Raw genomic sequence first — 17,524 nt, 5'->3', positions numbered from 1 at the left:
TAGTAAAAAAAAGAATCATATTAGGGGTATTTAGTATGCGTTATACGTGGATACATGTTTGATATAGATTTTTGGTAATCAATCCATCAAAAATCTATAAATACAGGTTGACTAATCGTAAGAAAAGCATACGTAGAAACAATTTTAAATAATGGTGCAATCCCAGCAGAAGGAATGGTTCCTGCGAAATTCGCAAAAGGTCCAGACGGTAATGACTTCCGTAAAGAGAATGGAAATCTAGTCAAAGATGATGTGAAATCTGCAAAAGAAAACTGGAAAAAAGCGAAACAAGAACTTGGTACTGACAAAGTAACAATTGAACTATTAACAAGTGATAATGCTTTAGCTAAGAAAACTGGTGAATATTTAAAAGGTGAACTAGAAAAAAATCTAGATGGATTAACAGTGAATTTAAAACCACAACCACGTAAACAACAGTTGAAACTACTATTAAGTGGTGATTATGAAATCGGAATTGATGGCTGGGGCCCTGACTTCGCTGACCCAATTACATTCTTAGACTTATTTACAACAGATAGTGCTTATAACTTCGATAAATACTCTAACAAAGAGTACGACGAGCTTATTCGTAAAGTGAAAACTGATTTAGCTGGTGATGAAAAAGGTCGCTTTGAAGCAATGAAGCAAGCTGAAAAAATCTTATTACAAGATGGTGCTGTCGCTCCTTTATACCAACAAGGCCGTTCTTACTTACAACGCGGATTTATTAAAGGACTTGTAACAACTGACTTCGGCGGTGAATTTAACTACAAGTGGACAGAAGTTGCAAAATAATAAGTACTAATAAAAAGGTATCCAATTGAAGAATACCTTTTTATTTTATGCTTCTTTAACTACAGAGCTTCTTCTTCCCTTTACCATTCCTTTTATAGCTAAAGTCATCACTGCTACTGATTGTGAAACCAATACAATAACTAATAATGAAATAATATTTTTCTCTAAATTAACTCCCCTAAATATTATTGTATAATAACCATTCGCTGCATATGTTGCGGGAAATAATTCGCCGATTGTTTGAAATGCCTATATACATACAAATTTTTTTCAATTTAATTAATACATAAGCATGTGTCCCCCTTAAGTAAATAATTTATTTGGTTTATACATAATTACATGAAATTGGGAAAAACTTGTATAGAACAAATTTACATAAGGAGGAATTTATAATGAGAATTTTACTATCAGTTTTATTAGCTCTTATGCTAGTACCTGCATTAACAGGATGTAAAGCTCCTGCAAAAGAAGACACAACTTCTAATAAAAAGACTACAGAAGAGGCAAAAAATGAGGCTCCTGCTGATTTAAAACTAGACTTTAATGAATTCGATTTAAAAGCAGACTACCAAGATACAAAGAAAGACTACGAAGCGGACTATAAAAATGTAGCAGCAGATAAAAAAATGGAAGCAAAAATTGAAGATCATAAAGCAGATGTACAATTAACAGGTGATGAAGCTATTACAAAATTAAGCCCACTTCTACAAGAATTAAAATTTAATAAAGATACTCCTGACCAAGAAGTAATCGATCAAGTAGTAAACGTGTTCAAGCTTGATAAAGACTACCAAAAATTCGCTTTAGAAGTTGTCTTCTCTGATGGAACGAAAAAAGAATATAAAAGAGAAATAAAATAAAGAAGTAGGCGGTTGCCTACTTCTTTATTTTTGCATATCTTAAATCCGGCTTAGAACCAACATAATATTGAAGCCCAGATACTGATCCTTTTTGTAAATAGGAATCAGAAGGGAATATAATTGGGATTAACGGTGAATCTGTAAACATAATATCTTCCGCTTTATGCAATAGGTCAAAACGTTTATCTTCGTTTTGTTCAACCTCTGCTTCTTTTACTAAAGCGTCAAATTCTTTATTATGCCATTTTGCATAGTTGTTTGGACCATCACCTGCATATAAATCTAGTTTAGTAATTGGATCTAATAGAGAGCCTCCCCATCCCATATAAGCTAATTGGAAATCACTTTGCTTGTATGTATCGATGTAACTCTTCCACTCTTTATTTTCTAATTTAATATCTACACCAAGATTTTTCTTAAACATTTCTTGCATTGCTTCTGCTACTTTTTTATGCTGTGTATCTGTAGTGAATTTTAATGTTACTTCAGGTAATGTAGACCAACCTTGCTCTTTCATACCCTCTTCTAATAACTTTTTCGCTTCTGCTGAATCGAATTTTACGTAATCGCCTTTTTCTTTACGGAAATCACGACCACCTTGTGTTTTTGCCCCTTCTGGAACAAAAGCATATGCTTCTTGTGCATTATTTTTATACAGTTTTTCAACGATAAACTTACGATCAACCGCTAATGAAAATGCTTTACGTACTTTTGCATTTGTAAACGGCTCTTTTTCTACGTTAAACGAATAAATATAAGATGAGAATCCTGCAACACGCTTATATTCTTTGTTTCCTTTTTCTTTTTCAATCATCTCTTGTGGTAAGCTACTTAGCAAATCTAATTCTTTTGACTTGTACAATTGGTACGCTGTTTTAGAATCTGGAATAATACGAAACTCAATTTCTTTTAATGTTACCTTTTTATCATAGTATTCTTTATTTTTTTGTACTGTAATAGCTTGGTTATGCTTCCATTCTTTTAACGTGAATGGTCCGTTCGTAATTAACTCTTTTGGATCTGTTTTTAATTTATTATTATCATCAATTGATTTTTTAGATAATGGAATAAATAATGAACTTGCTAATTTTTGTTTAATAGAAGCAACTGGGTGTTCAAGTGTTACCTTTAATGTTTGAGGATCAACGACTTGAATACCAACTTGTCCTTCTTCACCTTTTCCAGTATTATATGCCTCTGCTCCTTTAATAAAATACATTTCTGTCGCATTCATAGAGCCTGTTTTCGGGTTTAATAATCGCTTCCATGCGAACTCAAAATCATTTGCTGTAATAGGAGAACCATCTGACCATTTAATATCTTTCTTTAAATGAATTGTATATTCAGTTCCATCAGCATTTACTTCTTCTTTCTCTGCTAATTCATTTTGATATTTCCCATCACTATCTTGCGTATATAAACTTGAAAACAAATGTCCAATTACATAACCTGACGTGCTATCTGTCGCAATAGCGGAATCAAGTGTATATGGATCACTACCGATATTCGTTACTAATCGATCTCCTTCTCCCTTACCAGCACTCGCCTTTTGCGTCTCTTTCTTACCACAAGCGACAGAAGTGATCGCTAAAACAGTCATAATGACAAACAGTAAAAACTTCTTCATCCTACATTCTCCTTTAACCTGAAATTTTTGGTGTTGATGCTAATAATGTTTTTGTATAAGAATGTTGTGGATTACGGAACACTTCGTCCGTATTTCCAAATTCAACAAGTTCTCCTTTATATAGAACAGCCACTTTTTCACATAAATAGTGAACCATCGGTAAATCATGTGCGATAAATAAATATGTATAGCCTTGTTCCTTTTGAATCTTTTGCAGCAAATGTACAATTTGGATTTGCAGTGAAACATCTAATGCTGAAATTGGTTCATCAAGGATTAAAACTTCTGGCTCACATAATAACGCTCTTGCAATAGCGATACGTTGACGTTGTCCACCGCTAAACTCGTGTGGGTAACGATCAATATATCGTCTATCTAATCCAACACGCTCTAGTGCATCACCTGCGACTTTATCTTTCAATCCTTTATCGCCTAAACCGAATGAAATATAGCCTTCCGTTACAATATCGCGTACTTTCCAGCGCGGATTTAATGCAGCTGTGGAATCTTGAAAAATAAACTGTACTTTCTGTAAGAAATTTCGCTTATTAGCTGACTTCAGCGTGTGAACAACTTGATCGTTATAATCAATTTCACCAGACGTTGGACGCTCGATCCCAGCTATGAGCTTACCAAGTGTTGTTTTTCCAGAACCACTCTCTCCAATAATGCCAAGCGTTGTTCCTTTTGGGATAGAAAGTGATATACCTTTTAACGCTGCGATTTCTTTATTTTTACTTCCATACGCTTTCGTTACTTGCTTTACAGTAATTAAATCTGTCGTCATGAGGCATTCACCTTCTCTTTTGATTTCGCTTTATTATGCTCCAGAATATGCTGCCAGCAATGTGAACTATGCTCCTCAGAATATGTTGTTCTCTCTGGGAAACGATGAATACATTCTTTTATTGCTACAGGACAACGATTCACAAACGGGCATCCAAAACTATTTAACGTTTCAATTGAAGGCGTTGTTCCCTCAATTGCTCTAAGTACCTTTTCTGAATCATCCATATTCGGAATAGCTTGTAATAAACTTTTCGTATACGGATGCTTAGGTGAACCTATTACTTCTTGTATCGTTCCTTTTTCAACAACACGTCCCCCGTACATAACTACTACTCGGTCAGCTACTTCACGTACAAGTGCCAAATCATGAGTAATTAATAAAATACTCGTATTTTGTTTTTCTTTTCTTTCTTTTAACAACTCCATAATTTGCTTTTGAATCGTTACATCTAACGCCGTTGTAGGTTCATCTGCAATAACGAGCTTTGGGTGACAAGCAAATGCAATTGCTAAACAAATACGCTGCCTCATACCTCCGCTCAACTGATACGGGTATTGTTCAAAACGTTTCTCTGCTTCATGTATCCCTAAATCATTTAGTAAGTTAATTGCAATTTCTTTTGCCTCTTTTTTCGATTTCTTTTCATGCTGCACAATTACTTCTGTAATTTGTCTTCCCACCTTCATCGTCGGGTTTAAAGATGAAAGCGGGTCTTGAAAGATAAAGGAAATATCTTTCCCGCGAATTTGATTCCATTCTGATTCTTGTAAATTAGTTAATTCCTTTGATTGGAAAGATATATTTCCATCATCAATATGAATCGATTCTTGATTTAAGCCGATAATTGATTGTGCTGTAACACTTTTCCCTGAACCACTTTCTCCGACAAGTGCAACTATTTCACTTTCGTTAATAGAAAAGGAAACATGCTTCACAATTGCTTGCTTACTATTCTCTTTTTCAACGGCTAACGTTACGTTTTCTAAAGATAAGATTTGTGCCATGTTTTTTCTCCTTTCGATTACGTTTTACGATTTTCGGATCAATCGCATCTTGCAAACCATCACCAATCGCATTAAATGCGAACATGATTAGTGCAATCATGATTGCTGGGAAGAAAAGTTGCCACCATTCACCGCTTAGTAATGTCCCGAGTGCATCGTTCGTCATCGTGCCCCAGCTTGCCGCTGGTGATTGTACTCCAAGTCCTATAAAGCTTAAAAATGATTCTGAGAAAATAGCAGCTGGAATTGTAAATGATAAATTTACGATAATAATCCCCGTTAAGTTTGGAATTAAATGCCCATATATAATTTTCATATGAGATGTACCTAATCGCTCTGCTGCAATAACAAATTCTCTTTGTTTTAAAGACAAGACTTGTGCTCTAATGAGACGTGCCATGCCAATCCATCCCGTTAACGCAAGGGCGATTATAATTGTAAAAAGTCCTGGTTTCATAACGATTAATAGTAAAATAACAATTAATAAATATGGGATACCGTATAAAACTTCAATCCCTCTTATAATCCACTCATCAATTAACGTTCCAAGACGATTACGCCCTCTCACGTATCCACTAAATCCACCGATAAGTACACCGAGTCCTATATCGAGAGCTGCTGCAACTAACCCAACTGTTAGTGAAATTTTCCCACCAGCCCAAGTACGCGCCCAAATATCTCTCCCTAAATCGTCTGTTCCGAACCAATGCTCACTACTAGGCGGTAAATTAGTTGCTTCTTTTACTTGTTCACTCGCAGTAAATGACGTTAAACTTTCGCCAATAAGCGAGAAAACAATAATTAGTAATAACGTCACTGCCCCTAAAACTGCTATAGGGTTTGATATAAACTTGCGAAACACTTCCTTTTTTCGGCTAATCGTTTGCTGATCTTTATTTATAGTTAATTCTTTTTTCTCTTCATTCGTTAATAACTGGTCATTAATTTCATAAGCCCCCATTTAAACATCCTCCTCCTTACGTAATAGAACGAATACGTGGATCAACAATACGATGAATGATATCTGTAATAAAAATACATACAATTAATAGCGAACTATAGAAAATGGTTGTTCCCATAATTACCGGATAATCTCGGTTAAAAATACTATCTACAAAATATTTTCCTAAACCAGGAATTGAAAAGATTTTTTCAATAACGAAAGTTCCTGTTAAAAGTCCTGCCATTAATGGGCCAACAAATGTAAGTACCGGAACAATTGCATTTCGAAGAGCATGTCTTATAATGATTTTCTTAATTGGTATACCTTTCGCTCTCGCTAGCTTAATATAATCACTCTGCAACACTTCAATCATATTAGAGCGAACAAATCTTGTAATAACTGCGATTGGCCCGAGCGCTAATGCGAAAGAAGGTAATACAGTATGCTCAAACGTTCCCCAAGACGCCACTGGTAGTAATTCAAATTGGATGGCGAATACTTGTATAAATAGTGGAGCTAAAATAAAACTAGGAATAGAAATACCGAGAATCGCAAGCAAGCTCACACTATAATCAATCACTTTTCCGTGATATAGCGCGGCAAATGTACCTGCGGCAATTCCGACTAACAATGAAATAACAAGTGCTTGTAAACCAATAATTGCTGACGGTCCAAAACCGGTTGTTATAATTTCCGATACACCTTGACCTGTCGATTGAACAGATTCACCAAAATCAAAATGAACTACCCCATCCAAATAAGCAACATACTGATTCCATAACGGTTCATCAAGGTGATACTTTGCTCTCATGTTTTGTATCACTTCTTCAGGAAAGATTTTCGCATCCGACGAAAATGGATCCCCTGGAATAATATGCATAATTAAAAATGTTACTGTCGTAATAACCCATAGTGTAAATACCATAACCGATAATTTTTTAACAACATACACTCTAATAACCCCCTAAACTCATAAATTTACTTTGTTTTATTGACGTATCTTTCCCATTACTCCCTTTCTCTTCTTAAAATACAAAAAGCCTTGATCTTAAAAAATAAGATCAAGGCTTAATAAACAAAGGCCCATCACTTATCTTTCAAGACTTGCTTGCTGGAATTAGCACGGTGTTCTATTACAGAACCCGCTGCTGAGGTGTCATAGGGCCAGTCCCTCTACCTCTCTGGATAAGTAAATTGCTATATTATTATTTGGTTCAAATTGTATATTTTGAATTATAATTCTGAAAAAATGAAAAGTCAATCTAATTGGATATATTTAGAAAAATCAGTTTTTAATGGCATTATTTCTTAAAATCACTACTTTAACTTATAATAAAGTGACACTTTAATCAGTGGGGATCTTTGTCCATCCTTCACTGATTATTAGCCCACACCAATCGGGCTGCCCGCAAATAGCGGGATAAAATTAATTACTTTAAAGGAGTTATAAGATGGATCCCTTACTCCTAGCCACCATAGGATTGCCATTAACAATTGTCATACTCGTAATCATCGGCTTCTATAAACTCTTCATTAAAAAGACACGTATCACTTCTTTTTATACTCCATTCGATAATATTACTGGACAAACAATTTCAGAATTTCACGAAGAACAGAAGGTATTAGTATCCGAGGATGAAGACGGAGATGGTAAGAAGAAAAAATAACCTTGCGCATGCGCAAGGTTATTTTTGGGCCTCTGTCTGAAAACGTTTATAGTATGTCGATGCTGTTGCAAAATTAATTTCTATATCACGAATTAATGATGAATCTTCTTCTTTAGCTAACTTCTGTAATTTTTTCATCGCTTGTTCCGATTCATTCAAGAAACCAACATATACCTCATGTTCTTGCTCTTTCGACTTTGGAACACGAATTTCTTTACGTATATTATCAATATCTTCTAACATGCTCGTTGTTACCTTTTGCACATCTTCTTTATATGTAGCATTCGTTATTTCCTTACCGCCCTTTTCTTTTGCCACTTCGAATAACTGTAACGCCTTATTAATTTCTTTATTTATTTTCGTATCATATTTTTCATGTACTGCGCTGTATTCTTTCATTTCTTCTGTTTGCTCAGTAGATTGCTCTACCTTTTCTTTCGGTTCTTTCGTATCTTTATTTCCATTACATCCTGCTAGAAGGATCATACTTCCCATTACAGCAATACCCAAAACCTTCTTCATCTCGAATTCTCCTTTTATCTACAGCTACTACTAATTATAGTTTCTTTTATCTCCACTTGTTATTATACCGAGAACGCCCTACTTTTTACACTTAAGACGATATCTTAATATACATACCAACATTTTTGTCACAGTATCGTCACTTTATGCAAATAACTTTTGCATGAGTTATTTCAAAGAAATGAAAAAAAGAGCTGATTCAAAGAAATGTTTGAATCAGCTCTTTTTTATTAAGCCTCTAAATTTTGTTTTTGTTGCAGTTCAAACTGCTTCTCACTTCTTCTTGCCATAAATAAATAACATAGTACAGCACCAATTTCACAAAGAGCTATAACAACACCCATAGGCAATGCTGTATTACTTCCACCAATACCTACTAGCGGTGCAACAAGTGCTCCTGAAATGAACTGTAATAAACCTAATAAAGCTGATGCTGTTCCTGCTGCTTGTTTTTGATTTCTCATCGCTAACGAGAAGCCCGTTGTTGATACAACCCCAACACTTGATACAACAAGGAATAGCGAGCATAAAACACCGATTAGCCCTATTCCAAGTGCGATCGTAAGTAGTAACGATAGACCGCCAACAGCCGCAATAATAATACCAGTAACAAATAAAGTTTTCTCATTAACTTTACCCGCTAAGCGGCCAGTAACTTGGCTAGCAATAATAATACCAATACCGTTAATTGCAAAGAACAAACTAAACTGTTGTGGTGATGCCCCGTATATATTTTGCAACACGAACGGTGAACCAGAAATATAAGCAAACATTGCAGCCGTTACCAATCCTTGCGACAATGCATAACCCATAAATAAACGATCTTTCAAAAGCTTTCCGTATGTTGCCAACGTTCCTGATAATCCACCTGTCTCTCTTTCTTCAGGAGGTAATGTTTCACGTAATACGAAAGTAGCTGATATTAGCATGAATATACTAATTGCTCCAAGAACGATAAAAACGCCGCGCCATGATGTGAACTGTAATAATTGCCCTCCAATAATCGGTGCTAAAATAGGTGCTGCTCCGTTTACTAGCATAAGCAGTGAGAAAAACTTCGTCATTTCAGAACCTGAATACATATCACGTACCATTGCACGTGATATAACGATACCAGCAGATCCTGAAGCACCTTGTAAGAAACGTAAAAGCACTAAACTCCAAATCGATGGTGCAATAGCACAAAGTAAAGAAGAAGCAACATAAATAATAAGAGCGATAATAAGAGGTTTGCGTCTTCCGTAAATGTCACTAATTGAACCTACAAATAATTGTCCCACTGAAAGCCCAAGTAAACAAGCTGTCAATGTAAGCTGCGCAAGAGATGCCCCCGTTTGTAAATCATCCGTTAATTTTGGTAAAGAAGGCAAATACATATCAATCGATAATGGCCCAATTGCCGTAAGTGTCCCTAATACAAGAATCATCCATAACCTGTTTGTCTTTACAGGTTTATATACTTCGTGATTAACTCCATTCACTTTTTTCATTCACCCTTTCATATAAATATCAAATCGTAACAATTATAGTTACAACATAAATATACGTCAAGTATACTGTATTTTCCTGTTTAATAATGTAAAAAAAGCGATAGAATCTCTATCGCTTTACTTTTTCAAATTACTATTTGCAAATTTAGATACAGATGCCATCGTTTCTCCTGTGTCTAAATATGTGATTTGAATTGGATCTCCTACTTCTGTAAACATTGCATATGGGAATTTCTTCGCTGGTACCATAAATACTTTTTGCTCGTTTTCTAATAGTACGTACACAATCGTATTTTCACCTGATTTTTCTTTGTACACACGTTGTACAGTGCCTTCTTTTTGCGCCTCTTTCCCATTTGAAGTCGGTCTAAATGAATCACCACTTCCGCTTAGCGCATTTTTATAGTTCTCAAGTGCTTCTTTTTGCGTCGAACCTGACGCAAACACTTTTGCATTAGAAGCATATATAACAGTATGAGCACGTACTAATCCGCCGTCATCAATAACTGGTACAATCCAAGAAGGTTTACCGTATACGTTATAAATAACTGGCATTGTTCCATGCCATTTCTCTCTCTTAAAGGAATTATCTACTACTTCTGTAGCAGCCGAACCGTCCATAATTCCCTTCACTTCTTTTCCGTTATAGTAATACAACTTTCCTGTACGTGCATCAACTAATGAGTAGCCGAGGGCAGAATCTACACCTTCTTTCGGAGAAGTGAAATCTGTAAAGTAATACAGTTTACCATCCTTTCCGAAAATTGGCGTAACACCTTCCTTCGTCCCCCACTCAGTCGGAATCTTCATGTCAGTTTGTGAGAATTTCGTATTCCAAAATCCGTGAATATATTTTCCGAAGTACGTATTTAACGTAGATGCTGTTTCATGATTTAATACACCATCAACGAATTTGGGTGCATTCCCTTTATCGTATCGTTTCACATCACCTGTTTGTGCATCAACAACGACAACGCCTTCTACTTCAAACCCTGATCTTCCTGAAATAAACTCACCGTATGTCATTGTATAATACGGTTTTCCTTTATCATCAACTTCAAATTTTGGTTTCCCTTTAAAAACTAAATCTGGCTCTGCTTTTCGAACGACACGTTCTAATTTATTACCGAAAAACATGCTTGGTACATACTTCATTTTATATCCAAGATGTAATTTCGCTTCCGCATCAGGATTTGTACCTGACATTGTTACGTAACCTGGAATTGTTTCCGCTTTACGTGCTTTAAAAAATCCCGAAACTTCTATCGGTGCTACATACAAGGCTTCACCATTTACCATTTGTGGCGTTAATTCCCCTAGCTCAAAATAAGCTACTTTCGGAATATCACCAAATACCTTTTTCATTTTATTTTCCGCTGTTTTAGGCGGAACTGTAAACGGTTGGTCATTTTCAGTAAATGGCTCTGAAATATCTTTCTCTACCTTCACGACCGAATCATATTTCTTTTGCGAGATTACTATATCGTGTAAATAACCAAAATAGCCGTAACTTGCGAGTAAAACAAACATTAGAATTCCTTTTAATGTACCTTCTAATTTCCCTACCTGCTCTTGTGAGAATAAAACAAGCCCAATTAAAATCGCTACTGCAACAGAATAATGAGTAAGAATAGAATCTGCTCGATCATCAATTAGCCAGAAATATTCATAGATTACAATACCTATCCAAAATAAAACAGGAATAACTAAAATAGATGATTTCTTACCCTTTACAACTTTCTCATTTCCTCCTTTATCCACCGCGCGAATTTTATTACCGCTTCTAGTCCATGGAATCAAAAACAAAGTGAGAATAGCTAAAACTATAAATTTCATCAAAGGCAATGTCCCCTTTTCTTTTGTCTTCTCCATAAGTATAACAAATAAAGGGTAATCAGGTAAAAATGGGTATGATTATATTTTTTTGCTACTTAATACAATTCCACTCACTACATATAAAACTGAAGCAATGTAAAAAATAGTCCCTATCGTAAAGAAATCCACTAGGTAACCAGTTGCAATTATAGCTACCCCGCCACCAATCGATGTCCATACATGGTATTTCCCAATTTCGTAACCAGCTTCCTTATGCACTACCTTTCGTGCTAACGATGTCTTCTCCGTATTGCGCTGCACAGCACCTAAAATACCCATTAAAATTTGGAGAATGTATACATGCCAAACCTCTGTTGCAATAGGAAAACAAAGCATTAATATAGCCATGGACCAGGCGTATATAATTAATAACTTTCTATCACCTACCCTATCAGAGATTCTTCCAACTAACGGATATACTAGAGCTGAAGTTAAGGCAAATAAGCCGTACGCCCAGCCAAATTGTGAGAAGCTATTACCAACATTTCGAAGCAATAGAATGTAAAAAGGAAATACCATACTTCCCGCCATCATAATTATGCTTTGTGACGCTACAAATCTTCTATATGTCATTTGCTATACTCCTTATAAAATAAATTCACAAATCGTTCCTCTGGGTCTACTTCCTTCTTCTTCTGAAGGAATTCTTCTATGCGAGGATATGCTTTCTTTAGTTGCTCCTTTGCCGGATAAGAATAATACGGTAAATAATAACTTCCATTATGCTTTAAAGTAACATCAATCATCTTTTGAATGACCACTTTTGTTTTCTTTATTTCATCCTCAGAACGCCCTTGATTAATTAAAAATACAAGCGCAAACATATCATCTTTCGCATAAGATAGCACCGCATTCTCATTCTTTTCTACATAGCGGATTGTAATGTTAAGAAGGTTTAATTCCTCTTCATTTAAAACACTTCGTAAATCATCTATATACTCTGCAAAACTATCTATTGGTACAAAGTACTCTTGTAAAACTTCGGTCAAGTTCGGATTATCATATTCCATAAAAGCACTATCAGATCTCATTACATTATTTCGAGTTTCATACTTACCATCTGTACGTTCAAAATAACTTCTTTGTATATCCCAAAATGCATTCTTTCCCCAATCACTATAACGCGATAATCCAAGCAAAAACTTCGGTGCGGCTATAATATTTTCTTCCTTTAATTCGCTGTATTCTCCCAGCTTCTGTTGATCTTCCGCCAATACATAATCCGTCACATACATTTCTTTCAAGAACGACTTTGGTGCAACAGAAATACGCGCTAAATGCATACGTATATTCTCAGCCTTCTTCACCTTCTCCTTAAAATACGAAGAATATTCCTTATAGTCTAGTACCCTCGTATGCGTTTCATATAATTCATCATTAGTTAACTTTAGCGTCACATCTAAAATTACACCAAACAATCCGTATCCCCCAATTACATACGGAAACAAGTCCGCATTTTCTTCTCTACTTACATTACGTACCGTACCATCTGCCATTAACAATCTGAACGACTCTACTGTATCAATCAATGCTTCATGACGAATATCACGCCCATGCACATTTACACTTAATGAACCACCAACAGTAAAAATATTTTGAGATTGCATCACTTGAACTGCAAGACCATATGGATTGATTTTCTTTTGAATGTCACTCCATGTGACACCACTTTGTACCCTAATCCTCTTCTTCTCCGGATCGAATTCTAATATTTCATTATACCCTTTCATATCAAGCATTGTACCGTTCGGATAATACGTCTGCCCGCCTTGGCTATGTTGCATACCTGCAATAGAAATCTTCTCTCCAGAAACATTTGCATCTTGCACTAACTGTTTTAATGAACTTTCATCCTCAGCATTTTCAACACGTTTAATTTTCGTTGGAAGCAACTTTCCTACATCACTCATAATAGGATGGTCCAGTTGCTCTTTGTATGTATATATAGAAGTCGCGAGCAACACTGTATATGCTACAATTACAACCGCTATTTTTCTTTTTTTCAAATGGCACTCTCCTCGTTTGAAATTCTAATCTCACTAGTACTTCTCTCTATTCTTATTGTACCTACTTTCTTAAAAGGAAAATACTACACTGTAAAAAAGAACTATCCTTCTTTTACTTATTATGAAATGAAACCATAAGCATGATTTTAAAAAAATTTAAATATGATGTAGAGGAAAATAACTTTATTCAGGAGGTTGCTATGAAAGCAATTATTTGCACAAAATACGGGCCACCTAACGTTCTCAAGCTTCAAAATGTAAAGAAACCTACTCCTAAAAAGAATGAAGTATTAGTTAAGATTCATGCAACAAGTGTAACAACTGGAGATTGTAGAATGCGGAGCTTTTCTAGCCCCCTATTATTTTGGATTCCTATGCGAATTATATTAGGTTTCAGCAAACCTAGAAAACCTATACTCGGCGTAGAATTATCCGGTGAAATCGAAGAAGCAGGAACGGATGTAACTCTATTTAAAAAAGGAGACCAAGTTTTTGCATTAACAGAGCTTAATGTTGGTGGTTATGCAGAATATACATGTGTACATGAAAGTGGATTAATAGCATTGAAACCTACCAATGTGATGTATGAAGAAGCCGCAGTTATTCCCTTTGGCGGAACTTCGGCATTACACTTCCTAAGAAAGGCCCGTATAAAAAGAGGGCAACAAGTGCTCATATACGGCGCATCTGGATCCGTGGGAACAGCTGCCGTACAACTCGCTAAATATTTCGGCGCAACCGTTACGGCTGTTTGTAGCAATTCAAATTTTGAACTAGTGCAATCTTTAGGGGCTGATAAAGTAATTGATTATACTAAAGAAGATTTTACAAAGCGAGATGAACGCTACGATATTATATTTGATGCAGTTGGAAAAATTAAAAAATCCTATTGTAAGAAAGCATTAACAGCTAACGGTAAATACGTGTCAGTCAATGGAACGATGGCAAAAGTAAGCAAAGAAGATATGCTTCTACTAAAAATGCTAACGGAAGAAGAAAAATTAAAGCCCGTTATCGATAAAACTTACCCGTTAGAAGAAATTTCAAAAGCTCATACGTACGTAGAGACCGGACATAAAAAAGGAAATGTTTCCATTACCTTAAAATAAAATATATTCAGAAAATAACATTGACAATTCTTTTTGTAAGATTTACTATTAGTACCATATTTAAAAACTACATACACATACTCTTATCAAGAGTGGCGGAGGGACTGGCCCGATGATGCCCGGCAACCGAGCTTATAACGTATAAGCTAAGGTGCTAATTCCTGCAGAACGATTTTCGTTTTGGAAGATAAGAGAGGAACCTATTTCGTCTATTCGGCACCTCTCTTATTTTTGAGAGGTGCTTTTTATTTTGGAACGTATATTAAGGGGGAATTATAGATGAAAAAGGTATTATTAAGTATTGTAAGTGGAGCTGTATTATTGTTAGGTGCATGTGGTGCTAATTCTGATAAAGAGGTAAAAGCATTAGATGAGAAAAAGATTACCGTTGGTGTAACAGGTGGACCGCATGAACAAATTTTTGAAAAGGTGAAAGAAGTTGCAGCAAAAGATGGTCTCGAAATTGATGTAAAGGTATTTAATGATTATGTAGCGCCAAACGTATCTTTAGATGAAAAAAGCCTCGATGTAAATAGCTATCAAACTAAATCTTATTTAGATGTATTTAAAGCCGAACGCAACATGAAATTAACTGAAGTATTTTCAACAGTAACATTCCCTATGGGTGTATATTCTAAAAGTTTAAAAGATGTAAAAGAATTAAAAGAGGGCGATGCAATCGCTGTCCCAAATGATCCAACAAATGAGCTTCGTGCTTTAAAGCTATTTGAAAAAGCAGGAGTTTTAAAAGTTGATCCAAAAGCTACAGAAAAAGCGACTGCAAAAGATGTAATTGAAAATCCGAAAAATTTAAAGATTGTTGAATTAGAGGCATCTCAATTACCAACGCAGCTAAGTGAAGTAAAGGCAGCTGCAATTAATACAAACTTTGCATTAGGTGCAAAATTAAGCCCCGCGAAAGATTCTATTTTCCGCGAAGGAAAAGATTCACCATATGTGAACTGGGTCGTTGTTCGTACTGAAAATAAAGATGATGCTGTTGTTAATAAATTAAAGAAAGCTTATCAATCTAAAGAAGTAAAAGATTTCATTGAGAAAAAATTCGATGGTTCTGTTTTACCGTCTTGGTAGGAGCTGACTATAATGATTGAATTAAAAAACGTCTCCAAAGTATTTACAACAAAAAAAGGGAATGTTGAGGCTCTTAAATCAACTTCCCTTAAAGTAAAAAAGGGCGAAGTATTTGGAATCATCGGATATAGTGGCGCTGGCAAAAGTACATTAATTCGTTGTGTAAATTTATTAGAAAAACCAACGACAGGAAATATCATTGTAAATGAACAAGATTTAACAACCTTATCGACAAAAGAACTCGCAAAAGCAAGACAAAAGATCGGCATGATTTTTCAAGGATTCAATTTACTTAAAACCGTTACCGTTTATGAAAACATCGCTCTACCCTTACGTCTATCTGGTCTCTCCAAAAATGAAATTGAAAAAAGGGTAGAAAAGTATTTACGTATTGTTGATCTTTTTAATAGAAAAGATGCATATCCAAGCGAATTATCTGGTGGTCAAAAGCAACGTGTAGCAATTGCTCGTGCACTATCTCATGAGCCTGAAGTTTTATTAAGTGATGAAGCAACGAGCGCATTAGATCCGGAAACGACCGATTCTATTCTTGATTTGTTATTAAAAATTAATGAAGAAATCGGGATCACGATTTTACTAATTACACATGAAATGAATGTCATCCAGCGTATTTGTGACCGAGTTGCTGTAATGGAATATGGATCTGTCGTTGAAAGTGGAACGGTGAAGGACATTTTTACAAATCCACAACATGTAACAACGAAGAAATTTGTAAATAGCGCATTTGCAGCTAAAATTCCAGAAGAGGTACAGAAAGAGTTACAAAGCACCGGGGAAATCGTAACACTTTCATTTATAGGAACCGCTTCAGGAGAACCAGCGTTAGCTATCGCTACAAAACGTTTTCAAGTATATCCGAATATTTTATCAGGAAATATTACGCAGTTAAAACATGAAGCATATGGGAAACTGACCGTTCATATGCAAGGTGAAAAAAATGAAGTACACCGTGCCTTATCATTTTTACAAGAACAAGGGATCATCGTAGAAGGAGGTAGAACAGATTATGGGAAACAAGTCCTTTTTGGATGAGTGGGGTAACGTAATATGGGAAGCAACAATTCAAACATTTCAAATGACATCTATTTCACTACTTATCTCTATTCTTATTGCATTACCACTTGGTGTCACACTTGTTTTAACGAGACCTGGTGGACAGCGAGAAAATAAAATTATCTATCCTATTCTTAATACAATTATTAATGTCATCCGCTCTCTTCCATTTATCATTCTATTATTCTTTATTTTACCTTTCACAAAGTTTCTAATGGGAACGTCCATTGGCGTGCAAGGTGTTATCGTACCACTTGTCGTATTTACAGCCCCTTATATTGCACGTTTAATGGAAACTGCTTTATTAGAAGTGGATCGCGGTGTCATTGAAGCATATCAAGCAATGGGAGTCTCTACTATAAAAATCATTTGGCACGTTATGGTTAAAGAAGCTCGTCCGTCTCTCGTACTTGGATTAACAATCGCAACAATTGGCTTAATCGGTGCAACAGCAATGGCTGGACTTGTAGGTGCTGGAGGCCTCGGTGATCTCGCATATCGATTCGGACATTTACGCTACGAACCTGAAGTAATGTATGCAACAGTCTTTATTTTAATCATTCTCGTTCAAGGATTACAGTCATTAGGGAATGGTATAGCACGAAGATTGAAGAAAGATTAAAAAGAAGGTATCTCACTGAAATGAGATACCTTCTTTTTATTTATAAAT

Annotated in this window: 17 protein-coding genes, 1 pseudogene and 2 riboswitches; of the genes and pseudogenes, 7 read left to right on the top strand and 11 right to left on the bottom strand. The window is 35.5% G+C overall.

Annotation, left to right across the window (positions count from 1 at the left end; all coding sequences use genetic code 11):
• Positions 1 to 120: 120 nt before the first annotated feature.
• Positions 121 to 795: pseudogene (locus JDS80_RS26555) on the top strand (ABC transporter substrate-binding protein); the annotation flags it as partial.
• Positions 796 to 840: 45 nt separating this feature from the next.
• Here the strand turns inward: JDS80_RS26555 and JDS80_RS32160 are convergent.
• Positions 841 to 1,032 carry a hypothetical protein gene (locus JDS80_RS32160; protein WP_346011417.1) on the bottom strand — a complete coding sequence of 64 codons (192 nt, stop codon included), beginning with the start codon at positions 1,030 to 1,032 and terminating at the stop codon, positions 841 to 843.
• Between the two features lie 155 nt (positions 1,033 to 1,187).
• Here JDS80_RS32160 and JDS80_RS26550 point away from each other — a divergent pair, with 155 nt between their 5' ends.
• On the top strand, positions 1,188 to 1,655 hold the full coding sequence (locus JDS80_RS26550) for a YusW family protein (protein WP_199640386.1): 468 nt from the start codon (positions 1,188 to 1,190) through the stop codon (positions 1,653 to 1,655).
• A gap of 16 nt (positions 1,656 to 1,671) precedes the next feature.
• Here the strand turns inward: JDS80_RS26550 and JDS80_RS26545 are convergent, their stop codons facing one another.
• The 5 genes from JDS80_RS26545 to JDS80_RS26525 are packed head-to-tail and all read right to left on the bottom strand — an operon-like array spanning position 1,672 to position 6,971.
• Positions 1,672 to 3,282 carry a peptide ABC transporter substrate-binding protein gene (locus tag JDS80_RS26545; RefSeq protein WP_199640385.1) on the bottom strand — a complete coding sequence of 537 codons (1,611 nt, stop codon included), beginning with the start codon at positions 3,280 to 3,282 and terminating at the stop codon, positions 1,672 to 1,674.
• Between the two features lie 13 nt (positions 3,283 to 3,295).
• Positions 3,296 to 4,069: an ABC transporter ATP-binding protein gene (locus tag JDS80_RS26540; RefSeq protein WP_199640384.1), complete on the bottom strand. Its 774-nt coding sequence runs from the start codon at positions 4,067 to 4,069 to the stop codon at positions 3,296 to 3,298.
• On the bottom strand, positions 4,066 to 5,076 hold the full coding sequence (locus JDS80_RS26535) for an ABC transporter ATP-binding protein (protein ID WP_199640383.1): 1,011 nt from the start codon (positions 5,074 to 5,076) through the stop codon (positions 4,066 to 4,068). Before JDS80_RS26535 ends, JDS80_RS26540 begins: the two co-directional genes overlap by 4 nt.
• Complete coding sequence (locus tag JDS80_RS26530; RefSeq protein ID WP_098889142.1) at positions 5,033 to 6,037, bottom strand: ABC transporter permease; 1,005 nt, start codon at positions 6,035 to 6,037, stop codon at positions 5,033 to 5,035. The genes JDS80_RS26535 and JDS80_RS26530 overlap by 44 nt, the downstream gene beginning before the upstream one ends.
• 16 nt (positions 6,038 to 6,053) lie before the next feature.
• Positions 6,054 to 6,971, bottom strand: a complete 918-nt coding sequence (locus tag JDS80_RS26525; protein WP_199640382.1) for an ABC transporter permease subunit — start codon at positions 6,969 to 6,971, stop codon at positions 6,054 to 6,056.
• A gap of 135 nt (positions 6,972 to 7,106) precedes the next feature.
• Positions 7,107 to 7,211, bottom strand: a riboswitch (SAM riboswitch).
• A 259-nt stretch (positions 7,212 to 7,470) separates the two neighbouring features.
• On the opposite strand from JDS80_RS26525, the gene JDS80_RS26520 reads away from it, so the two are divergent.
• Entirely contained in the window at positions 7,471 to 7,686 is a 216-nt protein-coding gene (locus tag JDS80_RS26520; RefSeq protein ID WP_199640381.1) for a DUF3951 domain-containing protein, read from the top strand.
• A gap of 18 nt (positions 7,687 to 7,704) precedes the next feature.
• Here the strand turns inward: JDS80_RS26520 and JDS80_RS26515 are convergent, their stop codons facing one another.
• From JDS80_RS26515 to JDS80_RS26495, 5 genes are all read right to left on the bottom strand, one after another.
• Entirely contained in the window at positions 7,705 to 8,208 is a 504-nt protein-coding gene (locus tag JDS80_RS26515) for a hypothetical protein (protein ID WP_199640380.1), read from the bottom strand.
• A 230-nt stretch (positions 8,209 to 8,438) separates the two neighbouring features.
• Positions 8,439 to 9,698: a multidrug effflux MFS transporter gene (locus tag JDS80_RS26510; protein ID WP_199640379.1), complete on the bottom strand. Its 1,260-nt coding sequence runs from the start codon at positions 9,696 to 9,698 to the stop codon at positions 8,439 to 8,441.
• A gap of 117 nt (positions 9,699 to 9,815) precedes the next feature.
• Positions 9,816 to 11,534, bottom strand: coding sequence for a DUF3981 domain-containing protein (locus JDS80_RS26505; protein WP_199640387.1), 1,719 nt, complete (start codon positions 11,532 to 11,534; stop codon positions 9,816 to 9,818).
• 78 nt (positions 11,535 to 11,612) lie between these two features.
• Positions 11,613 to 12,146 (bottom strand): MFS transporter, encoded by a 534-nt coding sequence (locus JDS80_RS26500; RefSeq protein ID WP_199640378.1) that lies wholly within the window; start codon positions 12,144 to 12,146, stop codon positions 11,613 to 11,615.
• Complete coding sequence (locus JDS80_RS26495; RefSeq protein ID WP_199640377.1) at positions 12,143 to 13,579, bottom strand: FAD-binding oxidoreductase; 1,437 nt, start codon at positions 13,577 to 13,579, stop codon at positions 12,143 to 12,145. Before JDS80_RS26495 ends, JDS80_RS26500 begins: the two co-directional genes overlap by 4 nt.
• 200 nt (positions 13,580 to 13,779) lie before the next feature.
• Between JDS80_RS26495 and JDS80_RS26490 the strand changes: the two genes are divergently transcribed.
• The 4 genes from JDS80_RS26490 (at position 13,780) to JDS80_RS26475 (ending at position 17,476) form a co-directional block, all read left to right on the top strand.
• A complete protein-coding gene (locus tag JDS80_RS26490) occupies positions 13,780 to 14,688 on the top strand; it encodes an NAD(P)-dependent alcohol dehydrogenase (RefSeq protein WP_199640376.1) in 909 nt (302 codons plus the stop codon).
• 80 nt (positions 14,689 to 14,768) lie between these two features.
• A riboswitch (SAM riboswitch) is annotated at positions 14,769 to 14,882 on the top strand.
• A gap of 85 nt (positions 14,883 to 14,967) precedes the next feature.
• A complete protein-coding gene (locus JDS80_RS26485) occupies positions 14,968 to 15,780 on the top strand; it encodes a MetQ/NlpA family ABC transporter substrate-binding protein (protein WP_000756967.1) in 813 nt (270 codons plus the stop codon).
• A 12-nt stretch (positions 15,781 to 15,792) separates the two neighbouring features.
• Positions 15,793 to 16,833, top strand: a complete 1,041-nt coding sequence (locus tag JDS80_RS26480; protein WP_199640375.1) for a methionine ABC transporter ATP-binding protein — start codon at positions 15,793 to 15,795, stop codon at positions 16,831 to 16,833.
• Entirely contained in the window at positions 16,808 to 17,476 is a 669-nt protein-coding gene (locus tag JDS80_RS26475) for a methionine ABC transporter permease (RefSeq protein WP_128853274.1), read from the top strand. Before JDS80_RS26480 ends, JDS80_RS26475 begins: the two co-directional genes overlap by 26 nt.
• The last annotated feature ends 48 nt before the right edge of the window (positions 17,477 to 17,524 follow it).

It is taken from the genome of Bacillus cereus group sp. N8 (assembly GCF_016483685.1).
GTDB lineage: Bacteria > Bacillota > Bacilli > Bacillales > Bacillaceae_G > Bacillus_A > Bacillus_A proteolyticus.
Note: the sequence above shows the minus strand (reverse complement) of the source record. Positions and strands in the feature narration are given on the sequence as shown.